17 protein-coding genes are annotated in these 18,897 nt (G+C 47.7%); 13 read left to right on the forward strand and 4 right to left on the reverse strand.

Going from position 1 to position 18,897, the window contains the following annotated elements; translation table 11 throughout:
- Position 1: 1 nt before the first annotated feature.
- Entirely contained in the window at positions 2-802 is an 801-nt protein-coding gene (locus ACJB0T_RS16510) for a sporulation protein (RefSeq protein ID WP_479292133.1), read from the reverse strand.
- 236 nt (positions 803-1,038) lie between these two features.
- Between ACJB0T_RS16510 and ACJB0T_RS16515 the strand changes: the two genes are divergently transcribed.
- The 5 genes from ACJB0T_RS16515 (at position 1,039) to ACJB0T_RS16535 (ending at position 5,027) form a co-directional block, all read left to right on the forward strand.
- On the forward strand, positions 1,039-1,281 hold the full coding sequence (locus ACJB0T_RS16515) for a hypothetical protein (protein ID WP_479292355.1): 243 nt from the start codon (positions 1,039-1,041) through the stop codon (positions 1,279-1,281).
- 116 nt (positions 1,282-1,397) lie between these two features.
- A complete protein-coding gene (locus ACJB0T_RS16520) occupies positions 1,398-1,664 on the forward strand; it encodes a YihD family protein (RefSeq protein WP_112460775.1) in 267 nt (88 codons plus the stop codon).
- Between the two features lie 247 nt (positions 1,665-1,911).
- A complete protein-coding gene (gene ccoG, locus ACJB0T_RS16525) occupies positions 1,912-3,330 on the forward strand; it encodes a cytochrome c oxidase accessory protein CcoG (RefSeq protein WP_479292131.1) in 1,419 nt (472 codons plus the stop codon).
- Between the two features lie 59 nt (positions 3,331-3,389).
- Positions 3,390-4,373, forward strand: a complete 984-nt coding sequence (locus ACJB0T_RS16530) for a serine/threonine protein kinase (protein ID WP_479292129.1) — start codon at positions 3,390-3,392, stop codon at positions 4,371-4,373.
- Positions 4,374-4,427: 54 nt separating this feature from the next.
- Positions 4,428-5,027 (forward strand): thiol:disulfide interchange protein DsbA/DsbL, encoded by a 600-nt coding sequence (locus ACJB0T_RS16535; protein WP_479292126.1) that lies wholly within the window; start codon positions 4,428-4,430, stop codon positions 5,025-5,027.
- 50 nt (positions 5,028-5,077) lie between these two features.
- Here ACJB0T_RS16535 and yihG read toward each other — a convergent pair whose 3' ends face one another.
- Positions 5,078-5,962 carry a 1-acylglycerol-3-phosphate O-acyltransferase, YihG family gene (yihG, locus tag ACJB0T_RS16540; RefSeq protein WP_479292123.1) on the reverse strand — a complete coding sequence of 295 codons (885 nt, stop codon included), beginning with the start codon at positions 5,960-5,962 and terminating at the stop codon, positions 5,078-5,080.
- 198 nt (positions 5,963-6,160) lie between these two features.
- On the opposite strand from yihG, the gene ACJB0T_RS16545 reads away from it, so the two are divergent.
- Together ACJB0T_RS16545 and ACJB0T_RS16550 are read left to right on the forward strand one after the other, a co-directional pair.
- The gene (locus ACJB0T_RS16545) at positions 6,161-7,150 is read left to right on the forward strand and encodes a DUF2860 family protein (RefSeq protein ID WP_479292122.1); all 990 of its coding nucleotides are present in this window, start codon (positions 6,161-6,163) and stop codon (positions 7,148-7,150) included.
- A 142-nt stretch (positions 7,151-7,292) separates the two neighbouring features.
- A complete protein-coding gene (locus ACJB0T_RS16550) occupies positions 7,293-8,261 on the forward strand; it encodes a DUF2860 family protein (RefSeq protein WP_479292120.1) in 969 nt (322 codons plus the stop codon).
- Here the strand turns inward: ACJB0T_RS16550 and ACJB0T_RS16555 are convergent, their stop codons facing one another.
- Positions 8,262-9,785, reverse strand: coding sequence for a YifB family Mg chelatase-like AAA ATPase (locus ACJB0T_RS16555; protein ID WP_479292119.1), 1,524 nt, complete (start codon positions 9,783-9,785; stop codon positions 8,262-8,264).
- Positions 9,786-10,266: 481 nt separating this feature from the next.
- Between ACJB0T_RS16555 and ilvG the strand changes: the two genes are divergently transcribed.
- Genes ilvG through ilvA form a run of 5 tightly spaced genes read left to right on the forward strand, consistent with a single transcriptional unit; the run spans position 10,267 to position 16,550 of the window.
- The gene (ilvG, locus tag ACJB0T_RS16560) at positions 10,267-11,913 is read left to right on the forward strand and encodes an acetolactate synthase 2 catalytic subunit (protein WP_479292118.1); all 1,647 of its coding nucleotides are present in this window, start codon (positions 10,267-10,269) and stop codon (positions 11,911-11,913) included.
- Positions 11,913-12,194 (forward strand): acetolactate synthase 2 small subunit, encoded by a 282-nt coding sequence (gene ilvM, locus ACJB0T_RS16565; protein ID WP_479292116.1) that lies wholly within the window; start codon positions 11,913-11,915, stop codon positions 12,192-12,194. Before ilvG ends, ilvM begins: the two co-directional genes overlap by 1 nt.
- 14 nt (positions 12,195-12,208) lie before the next feature.
- A complete protein-coding gene (locus tag ACJB0T_RS16570) occupies positions 12,209-13,156 on the forward strand; it encodes a branched-chain amino acid transaminase (RefSeq protein ID WP_479292114.1) in 948 nt (315 codons plus the stop codon).
- A gap of 11 nt (positions 13,157-13,167) precedes the next feature.
- A complete protein-coding gene (ilvD, locus tag ACJB0T_RS16575; protein ID WP_338165717.1) occupies positions 13,168-15,009 on the forward strand; it encodes a dihydroxy-acid dehydratase in 1,842 nt (613 codons plus the stop codon).
- A gap of 2 nt (positions 15,010-15,011) precedes the next feature.
- Positions 15,012-16,550 (forward strand): threonine ammonia-lyase, biosynthetic, encoded by a 1,539-nt coding sequence (ilvA, locus tag ACJB0T_RS16580; RefSeq protein ID WP_479292112.1) that lies wholly within the window; start codon positions 15,012-15,014, stop codon positions 16,548-16,550.
- A gap of 42 nt (positions 16,551-16,592) precedes the next feature.
- On the opposite strand, the gene punR is transcribed toward ilvA, so the two are convergent.
- A complete protein-coding gene (gene punR, locus ACJB0T_RS16585; protein WP_479292111.1) occupies positions 16,593-17,492 on the reverse strand; it encodes a DNA-binding transcriptional activator PunR in 900 nt (299 codons plus the stop codon).
- 138 nt (positions 17,493-17,630) lie between these two features.
- On the opposite strand from punR, the gene punC reads away from it, so the two are divergent.
- A complete protein-coding gene (punC, locus tag ACJB0T_RS16590; protein WP_479292110.1) occupies positions 17,631-18,836 on the forward strand; it encodes a purine nucleoside transporter PunC in 1,206 nt (401 codons plus the stop codon).
- Positions 18,837-18,897 lie beyond the last annotated feature (61 nt).

Consider the following 18,897-nt stretch of genomic DNA (forward strand, 5'->3'; position numbering starts at 1 on the left):
GTTAGGTAGTTTGCTCTAAGTAGTCTAGAACCTGTTTGCCCGCTTCTTCACCAGAAAGAGTACTTGGTAAAGTGAGCTCGCGTTTGAGCTGACCAAGACCAATCAAGCTAGACAGCATACCCTTGATTCCTTCTTTGTTGCGGTCGATCTCGAACCACAACTTGAGTTCATCCTCACTTCGATACGCAATGATCTCCAACTCTCGCCAGCGACCGTGGTAAGGGCCTGTGGTTGGCACAAACTCAAATTCTTGAACAAAGGGCATGGCAAAGCCTTTTGCTGCTTCGCATTCCACTTGGCGTATGCGCAGCCCTTGATCTTCAAGCGCGACAAAAATGCCATCTATGAGAGGATCGGGGCGAACGGTCAGCATATCTTTGTCTTTCGGATCCGCTGCCATAGCAATATCAAGGCCGGTCTCTAACCACACACGTGAGTCGCCGATTGTCACCGGTGTATTCCATGGCACGTCCAGTTCAACGTCAAAGTCACGGGTTTCTCCCGGCTCTATGGTAAAGGCATACGGCAACGTCCAGGATTGTAGTTCATAGGTTTTAGAGACTTTCTTTTTTGGCGCGCCAGGATGGTTACTGTTGTCATTTTGGTTTTGCGCTACCTCGTCGATGTAGCGACAGCAGAGCTTAAGCTTGATGTTGTCTACTGTTTGCGCGGTTTTACCACCATAAACATGAATGGTCACTTTTGCGGTTTCACCTGGATGGAGAAACTCTTGATGCAGAACAGAGTCAACTTTGGCTGCCCCTATTCCAAAACTTGCTAAGGTTTTTTTGAAAAAAGACATTCTTAGTTCCCTTTATAACCAAAGACACAGCTAGTGTTGTATCGTAAATCGCGAGAGAAAACAAACGTTACGCGCACAGAGTCAGTGAAGAAAAAATAACCACTTTTTTTATGAGATCTATCGAATATCCAGACGCTTACTGCTATTCTAAGCGTGGTGTGCATGCACACCGTTATTCCTGATTACTTATTTGGAGTGGCATCAGTCAAAAAAGAGCGACATTGGGTGTCTATTCAGTGTTTCTCATAGGTGATCAGGCCATGTATTTGGCAACGGAATTGCCTGACTTGTTAGGTTACAACAATATGCGCCCAACACCCGTCAGGTTTTCGTACTCGGCTAACCGTAGTGCGTTAATGCGTCGTCGCAGTGGTTTTGTCGCTGCACCTGTCGCGAAAAAAGTCGCTCCTTCAATGACCCTCGTTGAGCAAGGTGTCCGAATGACATCTACGCCAGCAAGCATTGTTAAGGCAGCTTAATAAAAAGCGCAGTCTGTCTGCGCTTTTTTTTGTCTTCCATTTCGCCACATATTGGTATTCTCAATGATATTTGATACTTTTACTCAAAAATACCTATAAATTTTGTGGAGAAAGTTATGAAGTGTCACCGCGTCAACGAACTAATTGAGCTCATTCACCCAGAATGGCAAAAAGATTCCGATCTCAATCTGCTTGAGTTCCTAGTTAAACTTGCTCAAGAGGCAGGCTACGAAGGCAAACTCGAAGATCTCACTGATGATGTGCTTATCTACCATCTCAAGATGCGCAACAGCAAAAAAGACGAGATGATCCCTGGTCTCGCCAAAGACCAAGAAGATGATTTCAAGACTGCTTTGCTCAAGGCTCGCGGCATCATAAAATAACTATGAGTTATAAAAACGACCCTTGATAGGGTCGTTTTTTCTATGACCGCTCACGCATTTTGTTGTTAAAGGTTGATAGCCCTAAAGAAATGAAATTGTTATCAAGGTTATAATCCTTGGGTTTTCATACTGCGTACTGAATAGCACTGCCGAATAATGTGGCATGACACCGTACACAGTTACTGCAATGTCGGAAAAGATAGAGTGTGTACGAAACACACCGTCAGCCCAAGAAGGACACTCAACAATGAGTCAGGACAAAATCGACGTAAAGGATGTAACGCCTAAAACGTTCAACCCGAAAACCCACAAAGGCAACGGCGACAGATTCAACCCAAGCAATCGGATCTATGTACGCGAAAGCAAAGGCACCTTTCAAAAGCTCAGACGCTATGGCGGCTGGTTTTTACTCGTGCTATTTGCCATCATCCCATGGATACCTTACGGCGAGAGACAAGCGGTACTGCTCGATATCGGTAATCAGCAGTTTAACTTTTTTGGTACCACCCTTTATCCGCAAGATCTCACCCTGCTTGCGCTGCTATTTGTAGTTGCGGCCTTTGCCCTATTCTTTATTACCACTTTCTTAGGTCGCGTATGGTGTGGGTATTTATGCCCGCAAACCGTGTGGACCTTTATGTATATCTGGTTTGAAGAGAAACTCGAAGGCAGTGCCAATAAGCGCCGCAAGCAAGACAGCGGCAAGCTCACCAGTAACCTCATCGCACGCAAAGGGCTCAAGCATGCCGCTTGGATAGCGATCGCTCTTGCCACCGGCTTTACCTTTACTGGCTACTTTGTGCCGATTGGGCCGCTCGTTAGTGACTTCTTTACCTTCAATGCCAGCTTTTGGCCCGTGTTCTGGGTCGTGTTCTTCGCGGCTTGTACCTACGCTAATGCTGGCTGGATGCGCTCTATTATGTGTATCCATATGTGTCCGTATGCGCGTTTCCAGTCGGCGATGTTCGACAAAGACACCTTCATCGTCGGTTACGATACTAAGCGCGGAGAAAAGCGTGGTCCTCGCTCTCGCAAAGCGGATCCGAAACCACTTGGACTGGGCGACTGTATCGACTGTGATCTCTGTGTGCAGGTCTGCCCAACCGGTATCGATATTCGCGATGGCCTGCAATATGAATGTATTAACTGCGGCGCCTGTATCGATGCCTGTGACAAAACCATGGATCGCATGGGCTACGACAAGGGGCTGATCAGCTACACCACCGAGCACCGTTTATCGGGCAAACACACCAAAGTAATGCGACCAAAACTGCTCGGCTATGGTGCGGTGTTAATGGTCATGATTGCGCTGTTCTTTGTTCAAGTGTCGGCGGTCGATCCTGCAGGTCTCAGTGTACTGCGTGATCGCAACCAGCTGTTCCGAGTGAACAGCGACGGCTTAGTTGAAAACACCTACACCCTAAAAGTCATCAATAAAACTCAGCAAGAGCAGCAGTACACGTTAAGTGTTTCTGGTCTAGAAGATGCGACTTGGTATGGTAGACAAACCATTACCGTTGAGCCCGGTGAAGTGTACAACCTGCCAATGAGCCTTGGCGCCGATCCGGATGCGCTAAGTTCACCTGTCTCGACAATTCAGTTTATACTGAGTGACAGCAGCGACTTCTCCGTACAAGTGGAAAGTCGATTTATCAAAAAGCTCTAGCTCTCTAGCAGCAACCAATAATAGGAAAGGGCTCGGCAACGAGCCCTTTTATCATCACAATGACAGATACTGCGTTTAACTTTGACGCCCTCACTCCCGATTTCATGTGGTACGCCCTTGAAAGTATTGGTGTCAGAGCCGAGTCCGGCTTACTTCCTCTCAACAGCTATGAAAACCGTGTGTATCAGTTCACCGATGAAGAGCGTAAGCGCTACGTGGTTAAGTTCTATCGCCCCCAGCGTTGGAGCCAAGCACAAATCCAAGAAGAGCACGATTTTGCTCATGAACTGCTAGACCACGAAGTCCCTGTCTCTGCGCCCTTAATCATCAACGGCCAGAGCATTCATGAATATCAAGGTTATCTGTTTACCCTGTTTGCTAGCGAAGGCGGCCGACAGTTTGAGGTGGATAACCTTGAGCAAATTGAGTGGGTAGGACGCTTCCTAGGTCGCATCCACAAAGTCGGCGCTAGTAAGCCTTTTGAGCATCGTCCAACGATAGGACTGGAAGAATACTTGTACCAGCCACGCAAGCTGCTTCAAAACTCTAGCTTTATTCCTATGCATCTAGAAAACGCCTTCTTTAGCGATTTAGATATGCTGATCGGCCAAATTGAAACTCACTGGCAACCCGCTGAGACCATCAGACTGCACGGCGACTGCCATCCAGGTAATATCTTATGGCGCGATGGTCCATTGTTTGTCGATCTTGACGATTCACGCAATGGCCCCGCAATTCAAGATTTGTGGATGCTGCTCAACGGCGATCGTCACGACAAACTGATGCAGCTCGACGTGTTATTGGAGGGCTATCAAGAATTTAGTGAACTGCCTAGCGGTCAATTGAAACTTATTGAACCATTACGCGGTCTACGTATAGTGCACTACATGGCATGGCTCGCCAAACGCTGGCACGATCCGGCGTTCCCACAAGCGTTTCCGTGGTTTAATGACGCGAAATACTGGGAAGGTCAGGTTCTTGGTTTTAAAGAGCAAATTGCCGCTCTTAACGAAAAGCCACTTTCATTGCAGCCGCAGTGGTGACAAACTAATTGAAATCCATCAACAGGATTTTGAGTTTTACACATGGAGAAAATAATGAAAAAAATCATCGCACTTTTTGCGACGCTACTCGTCAGCTTAAGCGTCTGTGCCGCTCAGTTTGAAGAAGGTAAACACTATAAAGTGTTGGAATTGGAAAAGTCCTCGAAGCCAATCGTGACTGAGTTCTTCTCATTCTACTGTCCGCACTGTAACAGCTTTGAGCCTATCATCGCTCAGCTGAAAAAGAAGATCCCTGCCGACGCTAAGTTCCAGAAAAACCACGTTTCCTTCATGGGTGGTCCAATGGGTCTTTCAATGAGTAAGGCTTACGCGACGATGATTGCACTCAAAATCGAAGACAAGATGACACCAGTGCTATTTAACCGCATTCACAACCTTCAGAAGCCACCTAAAAACGATGAAGAACTGCGTCAAATTTTCCTAGATGAAGGTGTTGATGCTAAGAAGTTCGATTCAGCATTTAATGGTTTTGCCGTTGATTCCATGGTTCGTCGCTTCGACAAGCAATTTAAAGATAGCGGCCTAACAGGTGTTCCTGCGGTTATCGTCAACAACAAGTACCTGGTTGAAGCCGGTGGCATTACCTCTCTTGATGAGTACTTCGAGCTGGTTAACTTCCTATTGAAAAAATAACCCCACTCTAAAAAGAAAAATCGAGCCTGATATCAATCAGGCTCGGTTTTTTATTTACGATGAATCTCTTTCAATACGTCATCTTTTTGCTGCCAGATATCCCCAAGCCATTGCTGGAAACGACGCTTATAGGGCTTGTCGTTGAAGTAGTCTCCCGATACGTTTTCATCTAGGGGCAAAGTACGCACTTTGACCACTATCTTGCTCATGTTACCCATTAGCGCCGCTTTAAACGGCTCTACTCTATTTTCTGGGTAGGCCAAGGTGACATCGATAATGCTATCAAACTGCTCACCCATCGCGGCCAATGTATACGCGATACCGCCTGACTTAGGTTGTAGCAAATGCTGGTAGCCCGCCTTGCTTCGCTTTTGCTTCTCAGTGGTAAAGCGCGTGCCTTCTACATAATTCACCACCGTTGTTGGCGTATCTTTAAATTTGGCGCAAGAGCGACGCGTGGTTTCCAAATCTTGGCCACGCTTTTCTGGATGTTTGATTAAATATTCACGGGAGTAGCGCTTCATAAACGGCATGTTAAGCGCCCAGCAGGCCATACCGACAAATGGAACATACAAAAGTTGCTGCTTAAGAAAGAACTTAGGCATAGGAATGCGATCTTTAAACACGCTACATAGCACGACGATATCCGTCCAACTCAGGTGATTGCTGATCATCAAATACCAGCCATCTTTTCGCAGCGCTTCAATACCTTCGACCTCCCATTCAAGCTTAGGGTTTATCAATCGAAGTATCCCGTGATTAATCGTTGCCCATAACCACATAAATTTATTCGCAAGCGCAGTACACAATGCCTGAATAGGCTTAAACGGCAGCACCAGCTTGATCAGCCCAAAACCTAGAATGGGGATCGAACAAAATGCGGTATTGAGGATGACGAGCGACGAACTCATTACAAAAATTAGGTATCCAAGCATATCTAACGTTCTATGAAGTATTTGTAACAGTTTTATGGCGGTTAATTGTACAAGGGGAGACGCCCTGCGCAACGATTAATTTATTGGTCTGATTTGTGTTGTAACTTGCAAAAAACAAACTTATTGTGAACCAATAACATAACATAAACATATAATTACAACCGTTACCTCAAAATCAGAATGTGATAAGGAATCGTTATGAAAAGGGCATGGAGTGTCTTAGCAGTGTCACTGAGTGTTGTCTCTTATGGTGCTGTAGCTAAATTAGGAGAAAGTAATGGCTTTAGTGGAGAAATTGCACTAAACGCCGCTTACTCGAGCAAAACGTCAAACCTTAGTAACACCGACGATGAATTTCAAACCTATACCGGTGAGGCGCAAGAGAACAGCAGCGCCTTAGTTCTGCCACTGGGAAATGTTCAATACACCTGGGGTTCACGTTCCAACCACCAAGTATTCCTAGGTACCTCTCGAGCCGACGTTGCGGTGGGTACGCTGGCACTTGAAACTGGCTACCGCTATCAGTTCCAAGATGGGACTAAGTGGAGTCTGGCGATTTTGCCAACCATTCTTGAAGGTGAGGTATGGCGCGATCCTTACCTTGAAAACCAAGCTCGAAGCACCACCGATGAGAAAGGCACGGCCTATCGTATGCAAATCGATAACATCGCCGGCTCGCTATTTAGCCTCGACCTTGCATATGGTAAACGCGAGTTGGACACAGAGCTGTCTGGCTCTGGCGCAAACTTAACCCCAGCGCAAATGGCGACACTCGACAGAAACGCCGATGTTTTCTACGGCAAATTCAAAATGATGCTGCCAGTCAACAAAGGTGTTTTACTGTTCCCTGCGCTCATTTACACCCAACAAGATGCGAATGGCAGCGCGATGAAGAGCAACACTTATGGCGCAGAAGTTTCGTCATTTATCTCCGCTGGCAATCACCAATTTGCTTTCACATTCACGTATCTCAACCGTCAATATGATGGTGCGAACCCAGTGTTCGACAATATCACTCGAGAAGACGATGAATGGAAAGCGTTTTTGGCGTATGAATATCCGGGCATCTTCTATGCGGACAACCTCTCTTTGGTCGCATTCGGTGGCGTGAACAACAGCAGCTCCAATATTGCCTTCTATGATGAGAAAGATTGGATCACGTCTGTGGGCCTAAATTGGGAGTTCTAATAGAACCCGAAGCGAAGCATTAAAACTATCAATATATGGCTTAACAAAACATGTTGTTAAGCCATTTTTTGTCATTAAAGTATCCGCATAAAATATAGGTGCTTGGATTGAGCACTCTAATGAGCCTACTGACGGATATTGTATGACCAAGTTTAAGCCCCTCGTTTCCATAGCCCTATTGACTGTTATCAGCCAATCCGCCATCGCAGCATTGGCGCCAGAGTCAGGCTTTAGTGGCGATATCTCCATCAGTAATGCGCAAATCGGTGACAAGTCCAACTTCGTTGCCAGCTCCGATCCCAAGATCAGCAGCGCCGAAGAAGCCTATGATGAATTCTGGATGCCGCTGGGCATGGTCAAATACACCTATGGTGCGAAGCGGGACAAAGAATGGTTTGTCGGTACATCGCGCAATGACATTGCGGTCGGCACCTTTGTACTCGAAGGTGGGTATCGTCAGCAGCTCGAAGATGGCTCTATTTGGAGCGTCTCCTACCTTCCAACCGTCATTGGAGAGCCAATCTGGAAAAACCCTTACGTGGGTGCTGACCAACTTGAAGAGACAGAGGCCAAAGGCGAGGCTTACCGCTTACAGATTGAGAACATTGCGGGCTCATTATTCACACTCGATATGGCCTATGGCAACCGCGAAGTGACTGGTGAAAGTTCTGCGACCAACCTCAACCATAATCTGTCTAACCAGTATGACCGAAACAGTGATATGTATTACGCCAAAGGCTCCTACACGCTCGCGATGAGTGATACCTGGACACTGTTTCCTTCACTCATTTACTTGCTTGATGATGCCAAGGGCGAAGCGATGAATAACCAAGGTGCCGGCGGTGAGCTTACCGCTCTGTATGCGCATAAAAAACATAGCATTGCGGCAACCATGAGCTACATGAATCATGAGTATCGTGGACAAAACGCCATCTTCGAACAGTCAGGCCGTATCGATGACAAGTACAGCGCGTTCCTCGCCTATGAGTACCTTGCGCTGCAATCTCTATCACTAATATCACTTTCAGGCTACAACGCGACAGACTCCTCTATCGCATTCTATGATTCCGCTGACTGGATCACTTCTATCGGTGTGAACTTCGCCTTCTAACTACACCGCTTGCGCGGTGAGCTGCTTGAGTAGCCGATCCATGGCGCGATAACCCAGCGCTTCTGCAATATGAGCCCTTCGTATGGTGGGCTCATTGGCAAGATCGGCAATCGTACGCGCCACTTTGATGATTCGATGATAAGCACGAATCGACAAGCCAAGTCGATGTAAGGCATTTTCCAAAAACTCAGCATCGGCTTTTTCTAAGCGGCAATAATGTTCTATTTCTCGGCTTTGCAGCAGGGCATTCACTTTGCCGCTGCGCGATAACATCGTCTCTCTTGCAACCAACACACGTTGCTTCACGGTTTGCGTCGTTTCTCCTCTATCTCCTCCTTCAGCTAAGGTGCCTTTAGGCAGTGAGGGGATCTCAATCGACATATCAAATCGGTCGAGCAGCGGCCCAGACAAACGACTCAAATAGCGAAGGATAATTTGCGGATTCGTTCGGGATTGATTGCCCTCGTAATAACCTGTTGGGCTTGGATTTAACGCACCAACTAATTGAAAGCGAGCTGGAAAGCGGGTTTTTCCTTGTGCACGAGAAATAATGATCTCACCGGATTCCAGTGGCTCACGCAGTGAGTCTAGTACTTTGCGTTCGAACTCCGGCATCTCATCTAAAAACAGCAATCCATTGTGTGCCAAAGAGATCTCCCCTGGCCGAGGGATAGAGCCACCACCAACAAGCGCCGCCATTGAACTCGAATGGTGAGGCGCCCTAAAAGGTCTGGTTTTCCAGTTGCTCTCGTTAATTTCTTGCTGAGTGAGTGAAGCCACCGAGGCCGTTTCCATGGCTTCATCTTCGCTCATCTCCGGCAATAAATCACAAAGTCGAGAGGCCAGCATGGTTTTCCCTGTGCCGGGAGGGCCGAGAAAAAGTAAATTGTGATTACCCGCCGCGGCAATCTCCAATGCTCTTTTTCCTTGCTGCTGACCAATGATATCTTGCAAATCACGGTTCTTTGTCGCCGCTTGAACAACAGGCTCGCTGGTCACCAATGAAAGAGTTTGCTGCCCCATGAGATAACTGCACACATCCAGCAATGAAGACGCCGACTTATGATTATCTTTGCCAACCAGTGCCGCTTGATCGCCATTATCTTCAGGTACCAACAAGCAGCGCTGCGCTTTATTCGCTGCGAGCGCGGCAGGCAATACACCTTTCACGGTTCTGAGCTCCCCCGACAATGCCAACTCCCCAACAAATTCATGCGCCAGCAGTTTATCGTGAGGCAGTTGATCGGAAGCCGCCAGTATTCCTAACGCGATTGGCAAATCAAAGCGGCCGCCTTCTTTGGGGAGATCTGCGGGGGCGAGATTCACGGTGATTCTTTTGGCGGGAAACTCGAAACGAGAATTGATGATCGCACTACGAACTCTATCCTTAGATTCTTTGACCGTCGTCTCGGGAAGTCCTACTAGTGTAAAGCCTGGCATGCCATTACTGATGTGCACTTCCACTGTCACCAGAGGAGCCTCCACACCAACACTGGCACGGCTGTAAATAATAGATAATCCCATATATTCCCTTTTTTATTCCAACTTATCTTTGTCTAACGATTAAAATTCAGATTTTTATATATACCCTATGTTATAACTCGACATTTAATGCTGAGTAAATGTGAAGAAAGTATGATTTTTTGCTTGTCAGCTAACAGAAATATGTGATACCACTAGTGACGCAAACATTTTCGTTAGACACGACACAACGAATAGAAAACAAAATAATGACTTTTAACGCACACTCTCACACTCTGATTAACCTGATTATTGTGGTCCTGATTGGCACCGCACGGGGGAATGTGGGCGTTAAATAGCCACAAGATTTTAAAAACCCCCGCACTGAAAAGTCCGGGGGTTTTTTTACAAACTCAAAATAGTAATTTGATAGTGATCACTCATTGACAGCCAGATAGGCTGAGATGACAGGAAGAAATGGAGCACAACATGTGCAAGCAAACAACAAATCGTCACGAAAATCGTGGCACTCAAGGAGGCTATAATGACAGGTGCTGAGTTAGTTGTAGCCGCATTGAAGCAACAAGGTATCGAGACCGTATTTGGTTACCCAGGTGGTGCCATCATGCCAATCTACGATGCCTTGTATGACGGTGGTGTGGAACATATCCTTTGCCGACACGAACAAGGCGCTGCAATGGCTGCCATCGGTATGGCAAGAGCCACCAAAGATGTTGCTGTTTGCATGGCGACTTCTGGCCCTGGAGCCACCAACCTTGTTACCGGCCTTGCCGACGCTTTCCTTGATTCTATCCCTCTCGTTGCTATTACTGGCCAAGTTGCTAGTTCACATATCGGTACTGATGCCTTCCAAGAAATGGATGTGATTGGTATGTCTCTATCGTGTACTAAACACAGCTACCTTGTGACTGATATCAATGAGCTTGCTCCAACTCTAGCCGAAGCATTTGAAGTTGCTAAAGCAGGCAGACCTGGTCCTGTCATCGTTGATATCGCCAAAGATGTCCAACTTGCTAATGCTCCGGTCGAGGTTCTTCCTCCATTTACGCCACCCGCTATCCCTGTCGCTGACGAGCAGCAAGTAAAACGTGCGCAGCAATTGCTTGATGAAAGCTCTCGCCCAGTACTGTATGTCGGTGGTGGTGTTCAGCTTGCTGATGCTACAGAGTCCGTTCGCGAGTTTTTGCGCATCAACCCAATGCCAAGTGTCAGCACACTAAAGGGCCTAGGTACGATCGATCGACATGACCCTCACTATCTCGGCATGCTCGGTATGCATGGCACTAAAGCAGCAAATCTAGTCGTACAAGAGTGTGACCTACTGATCGTAGTTGGTGCTCGCTTTGATGACCGAGTGACCGGTAAGCTCGATACCTTCGCACCTCATGCGAAAGTCATTCATATCGATATCGATGCCGCAGAATTCAACAAACTTCGTGAAGCGCACGCAGCGCTGCGTGGTGATATCAATGTGATTTTGCCGCAACTTGAGCTTTCAAAAGACATCAACGCATGGGCACATCACAGTGAAAGCCTGCGCTCTGGGTTTAAATGGCGCTATGACCACCCAGGCGATCTGATTTTTGCCCCGCTGCTTCTTAAGCAGCTATCGGACATGATGCCGGAGAACTCCATCGTCTCGACCGACGTAGGTCAGCACCAAATGTGGGCAGCTCAGCACATCCAACCAAGACTACCTGAAAACTTTATCACTTCAGCAGGTCTTGGCACCATGGGCTTTGGTCTACCTGCCGCCATGGGCGCAGCTGTAGGCCGTCCAGAGGACCAATCGGTTCTGATTACTGGTGATGGTTCATTCATGATGAATGTTCAAGAGCTCGGCACCCTAAAGCGTCGCCAAATCCCAGTAAAAATTGTGCTGTTAAATAACCAACGTCTTGGTATGGTAAGGCAGTGGCAGTCACTGTTTTTCGACGGTCGACACAGTGAAACGATTTTGGATGACAACCCTGATTTTGTCATGCTTGCTAAAGCATTTGATATCCCAGGCAAGACCATCACTCGCAAAGAAGAAGTCGAGCCAGCACTGAAAGAGATGCTGGAGTCTAAGACCTCTTACATGCTGCACGTGTTGATCGACGAAGAAGAAAACGTATGGCCTTTGGTTCCACCAGGTGCCTCAAATAGTGACATGCTGGAGAATACCTAATGGACAGATATCTACTAGACATCAAAGCCGATGACAAACCTGTCTTGCTTGAGCGCGTATTGCGCGTTATTCGCCATCGTGGCTTTATTATCAAACAAGTGGCTGCAACCCAAAACCATGAGAGTAAGGTTGCTAGCGTTGAGATCATTGTAGACAGCGATCGTCCAATCACTACCTTGATCAACCAAATTGAGAAACTGTGGGACATCAGAACCATTGAGGTCACCGAACTTAAAAACAACGAACTGACCAATCACAACCTACAAGAACAGAATGCATAAGGAAGGAATGCTAAATGGCTACTAAAACAGCAGATTTTATTTGGTTTAACGGTGAGATGGTTCCATGGGCAGAGGCGAACGTTCACGTCCTGACTCACGCAATGCACTATGGCACATCTGTTTTTGAAGGGGTTCGCTGTTACAACACGCCAAAAGGGCCTGTGGTATTCCGTCATCCTGAACACGCAAAGCGTCTAAAAGATTCTGCAAAAATTTATCGCTTCCCTATTCCTTTCACTGAAGAAGAAATCATGGAAGCGACGCGCGAAACACTGCGTCAAAACAAACTTGAGTCAGCGTATATTCGCCCACTTGGCTTCGTTGGTAATGTCGGTCTGGGTGTTTGCCCACCTGAAGGCACAGAAATGGAGCTGATCATCGCTGCATTCCCATGGGGCTCTTACCTAGGCGAAGAAGCACTAGCCAGTGGCGTTGATGCGATGATTTCAAGCTGGAACCGCGCAGCACCAAATACGATTCCAACAGCAGCGAAAGCCGGTGGTAACTACCTGTCTTCACTATTGGTTGGTGGTGAAGCTCGTCGTCATGGCTACGATGAGGGTATCGCGCTAAGTGTGGATGGTTACCTATCAGAAGGTGCGGGCGAGAACATTTTCGTGGTTAAAGATGGCGTAATTACTACTCCACCAGCAACCAGCGCAATTCTTCCTGGTATTACACGTGACTCCATCATGACGCTTGCTAAAGACATGGGTTATGAAGTTCGTGAAGCGAACATTGCTCGTGAAGCGCTTTACCTTGCAGACGAAGTATTCATGACTGGTACCGCAGCTGAAATCGTTCCAGTACGTACCATCGACAAGATCGAGGTAGGTGACGGCAAACGCGGGCCAATCACTAAAGTGATGCAAGATGCCTACTTTGGCCTATTTAACGGCACCACGGAAGATAAGTGGGGCTGGTTGGACTACGTCTACCCAGAAAACAACCAAGCTAAATAAGGACACATACCATGCCTAAATACAGATCAGCGACCACGACTCACGGACGCAATATGGCTGGCGCTCGTGCCCTATGGCGCGCAACCGGTGTAAAAGACGAAGATTTTGGTAAGCCAATCATCGCCGTTGTAAACTCATTCACACAATTCGTACCAGGCCATGTTCACTTAAAGGATATGGGACAACTGGTCGCTCGTGAGATTGAAAAGTCAGGTGGTATCGCAAAAGAATTCAACACCATCGCGGTTGACGATGGCATTGCGATGGGCCACGGCGGCATGCTTTACTCACTGCCATCGCGTGAATTGATTGCTGATTCCGTTGAATATATGGTCAACGCACACTGCGCCGATGCAATGGTATGTATCTCAAACTGTGACAAAATTACTCCTGGGATGCTAATGGCATCCATGCGTTTGAATATTCCAGTGATATTTGTCTCTGGTGGTCCGATGGAAGCAGGTAAAACGAAACTGTCTGATCAGATCATCAAACTGGACTTAGTCGATGCCATGATCCAAGGCGCCGATCCAAAAGTTTCCGACGAACAAAGTGAACAGATTGAGCGCTCAGCTTGCCCGACATGTGGCTCTTGCTCTGGTATGTTTACGGCTAACTCAATGAACTGCCTAACCGAAGCTCTGGGTTTATCTCAACCAGGTAACGGTTCAATGCTCGCAACACACGCAGACCGCGAGCAACTGTTCCTTAATGCCGGTAAACGCATTGTTGATTTGACTCGTCGCTACTATGAACAAGACGACCAATCAGCACTACCACGCAATATCGCCACGTTTGATGCATTTGAAAATGCGATGGCGCTGGATATCGCAATGGGTGGCTCAACCAATACTATCCTCCACCTATTGGCGGCCGCTCAAGAAGGTGACGTCGATTTTGATATGGAAGACATTGATCGCCTATCTCGTAAAGTTCCACACTTATGTAAAGTGGCGCCTTCGACACAGAAATACCACATGGAAGATGTGCACCGAGCGGGTGGTGTTATGGCTATCCTAGGTGAGCTCGATCGTGCCGGACTGCTACACAATCAGGCACGTACTGTGTTAGGACTGTCAATGGAAGAGCAGCTTGCGCAATACGATATCATGCAAACTGAAGACGCTGATGTGCTCAAATTCTTCCGCGCTGGACCTGCTGGCATTCGCACCACTCAAGCCTTCTCGCAAGATTGTCGCTGGGATCGCCTTGACGACGATCGTGAGCAAGGGTGTATTCGAACTAAAGACAACGCGTTCAGTCAGGAAGGTGGTCTAGCCGTGCTGAAAGGCAATATCGCCCTTGACGGCTGTATTGTTAAAACAGCAGGTGTGGATGAAAGCATCCATAAGTTCCAAGGCCCTGCGGTGGTATTCGAAAGCCAAGAAGATGCAGTAGATGGCATCCTAGGCGGTAAAGTGAAAGCCGGTGATGTCGTGATTATCCGCTACGAAGGCCCAAAAGGCGGTCCGGGCATGCAAGAGATGCTGTACCCAACCACTTACCTAAAATCTATGGGTCTAGGTAAAGAGTGTGCACTACTGACTGACGGCCGCTTCTCTGGCGGTACATCGGGTCTTTCTATCGGTCACGCTTCTCCAGAAGCCGCCAATGGCGGTACGATTGGCTTGGTGAAAGATGGCGATCTGATCAACATCGATATTCCAAATCGTGAGATCACACTTGTTGTTTCTGAAGACGAGCTAGCCGCTCGCCGCGCAGAGCAAGACAAGCTTGGCTGGAAACCGGCTGATCGTGAGCGTACGGTTTCTCTAGCATTGAAAGCCTACGCCAATCTTGCCACCAGCGCCGACAAAGGTGCGGTACGTGATAAGTCCAAACTCGAGGGCTAATCATGAGTGACGTAGATAATCATCCCGTATCTGGCGCAGATTATCTGCGTCAGGTTCTCAGAGCACCTGTCTACGAAGTGGCGACCGTATCGCCACTTCAAGATATGCCTAGACTCGGCGCTCGCATCGGCAACCAAGTCCAAATCAAGCGTGAAGACAGACAGCCTGTACACTCGTTCAAGCTTCGCGGCGCCTACAACATGGTGGCGAACCTTAGCGATGAACAAAAGCGTGCGGGTGTGATTGCCGCTTCGGCAGGTAACCACGCTCAAGGCATGGCGCTATCAGGCACCAAGCTGGGTATCAACACCACCATCGTAATGCCAAAAACCACACCAGACATCAAGGTAGAGGCGGTACGCGGCTTTGGTGGCAACGTGGTACTTCACGGCAGCAACTTTGATGAGGCGAAAGCGGAAGCCGAGCGTCTATCAAAAGAGCATGGCTATACCTTTGTTCCCCCTTTCGATCACCCTTTGGTGATTGCAGGACAAGGCACTATCGGTATGGAAATGCTGCAGCAAAATGGTCATCTTGATTACATCTTTGTCCCTGTGGGCGGCGGTGGTCTGGCAGCGGGTGTCGCCGTGCTGGTTAAGCAGCTTATGCCTGAAATCAAAGTGATCGCGGTTGAACCTGAAGATTCAGCTTGCCTTAAAGCCGCTCTTGATGCCGGTGAACCCGTTGTACTTGATCAAGTGAGCATGTTTGCTGACGGCGTGGCAGTGAAGATCATCGGTAACGAGACCTTTAGACTGTGTCAGCAGTACATTGATGGCCACATTACCGTATCTAGCGATGAGATTTGCTCTGCGGTAAAAGATATCTTTGAAGACACTCGTGCCATTGCTGAGCCTTCTGGCGCATTGGCGTTGGCTGGCCTAAAGAAATTTGCCGAAAAGCATCAACTGAAGGACAAGCAGCTTGGTACCGTGCTTTCTGGCGCGAACACCAACTTCCATGGTCTACGCTATGTTTCTGAGCGCTGTGAACTGGGTGAAAAACGTGAGGGCTTACTCGCAGTGACTATCCCGGAGCGCCAAGGTGCTTTCTTTGAGTTCTGCAATATCATTGGTGGGCGTGCTGTTACTGAGTTTAACTACCGCTACAACGACGATGATCTCGCAAATATCTTTGTCGGTGTAAGACTGGTTGGCGGCCAAGATGAGCTTGATAGCATCATTAGCGACCTGCGAACAGGTGGCTATCCTGTCGCAGATCTCTCTGATGATGAAATGGCGAAACTGCATATTCGCTATATGATCGGCGGTAAACCATCTAAGCAGCTTAAAGAGCGCTTATATAGCTTTGAGTTCCCAGAATACCCGGGTGCTCTGCTTAAGTTCTTGAGCACGCTGGGTACGCATTGGAACATTAGCCTGTTCAATTATCGCAACCATGGTGCCGACTACGGCCGCGTATTGTGTGGATTTGAACTTGAGGATAGCGATCTTAGCGAGTTCTCAACTCACCTTCGAGAGCTTGGCTACCAGTGTAAAGATGAAACGGATAACCCGTCCTATAAATTCTTCTTATCCTAGGCCGATAATAAAGATCAACGGGAAGTTATTGCTTCCCGTTTTTTATTCCAACCAATCTCGATAAAGCTTATCTTCCTCACCAAGGTAATCAAGTAACCACTCTAGTAGCTTATGGTTATCATGCTTTCTCCACACCATGCAGCATTCGCTGGATAGTTTAGCATCCGGTAGGACTCGCTCGACCAACAAGCCTTGCTGAACCAGCGGTCTCGCCATATGACTTGGCATATAGCCAATTCCTACATGACTTTTCAGACACTCAATCGCAGTAAACCAGTTTGGCAGCAACAAGCGGCGCTGCTGTGGGTAGTGCTCAGTATGACGCTTAGGTAGCTCGCGTGAGGTGTCATCAATACAGATGGCTGGATATTGGCTTACGATCGACTCATCCAAGACATCCACAAGCGCGCAAGGATGAGTGGGCGACATCACCAGAGCCCAATCTAGGCTACCTATTTTTTTGACTCCATACTCACCACTCACTGGCACGGCGGATGTGGCACCAATAACGATATCTGCGCGTTCTTGGGATATTGCCTCCCAAGCGCCATTGTAGACTTCCATATTGATCTGCAGCTCAGCAAACTCAAACTCGCGATAGAAGTCTTCAATCAGCTCTGAAAGCTTATCGACCTTAACGATATTGTCTAAGGTCAGCTTTAAGCTATTTTGCCAGCCTTGTGCTGTACGGCGAGTTTGATGAGTAAGCTCATCCATACGGCGCAACATCTGACGAGCTTCCAATATGAACACTTCCCCGGCTGGCGTCAATTCGACTTTACGTGGCAAACGAGTAAAGAGTTGTACACCAAGCTCTTGCTCTATTTGGCGCACACTATAGCTAATCGCAGAAGGGACTTTATGCAGCACTTGCGCTGCCGCGCTGAAACTCCCCAGATGCGCAACGGCATCGAGCATTTCTAGTGAAGAACGTGAGTACATAACTAGCTTTCAAAAATTTTGATGGATAACCACAAAATATAGCGTTTTATTTTTCTTTTTTCCAAAAATAGAATACCCGTCATCAGCAGTATGGGCTGGCGCCAAACCATTCCTGTGAAATTATTTCAAGGAATAACAATGAAAATCTCTAAACTTCAACTTATCTACTTATCCGCATTGTCCATGTTGGGCTTTATTGCCACGGATATGTATTTGCCTGCGTTTAAACTTATTGAGCAGGACTTTGCCACCGGGCCCGAGCAGATCGCGTTATCACTGACGGTGTTTCTTGTCGGTATGGGTATGGGTCAATTTGTATGGGGACTGGCCAGCGATCGCTTTGGTCATCGTAAAACACTGTTTGCTGGACTTACTATCTTTACCATCGCGTCATTTGGTCTGGCTTGGAGTGAACAAGTATGGCAACTGCTATCACTACGTTTATTGCAAGCGATTGGTGTCTGTGCACCCGCGGTGATCTGGCAGTCTATGGTTATCGATAAATTTGATAAGAAAACCAGCCAGCAGATTTTTGCCACCATAATGCCGCTAGTAGCATTATCTCCAGCGCTCGCGCCACAACTTGGTGTACTACTAACAGAAATGTGGGGCTGGCATAGTATTTTTGTGGTTCTTGCGATCACAGGAGCACTACTGGCAATGATCACCCTATCACTTAAAGATCAGCCAAAATCCACCGAGCAACGATCGTCCATTAGCGCCGATCTTAAGAGTCTGTTTGGATCGAGAGAGTACATGGGCAATGTGATCATGTACGGTGTAGCATCAGCGGCATTTTTTGCGTACCTAACCGGTATGCCAGAAATCATGAGCCAACTTGGTTACTCGGCAAAAGACATTGGTCTTAGCTTTATCCCTCAAACTGTGGCGTTTATGGTCGGCGGCTATGCGGGTAAAAAGCTGGTAGCAAAACTCGGTGATGATGCTGTACTCAAGCAGCTTCTTGGCTTAGAAACCGTAGCAATCTTGATGGTGTTTGTGGCATGTCAGTGGGAGCTTAGCAGTGTATGGCCAATCCTGTTGCCATTCTGTCTACTAGCAGTCGCTAACGGTGCACTCTACCCAATCGTGGTAAACCGTGCACTATCAAGTGCAGCACATTGCTCGGCGACGGCTGCGGGTCTGCAAAATAGCCTACAGATTGGTGTTAGCAGCCTAGCCAGTGCCATTGTAGCGGCATTTGCTGTTATGGCGCAGTCTGCGGTTGGTTATGTGATTCTTGGCTGCTTAGCGGTAATGTGGATTGGCTATTTGATTGCCAATCCAGCGATCACAGAGGAGTTAACAATTCCAGATAACTCTCGCGTAGTGAGCGACGAATAACTGCCAAAAGGGCGACCGCGCATATGTGCGGTCGCCCTTTCTAACTATCGACTGTACTTAT

The organism is Vibrio sp. CB1-5 (assembly GCF_059412285.1).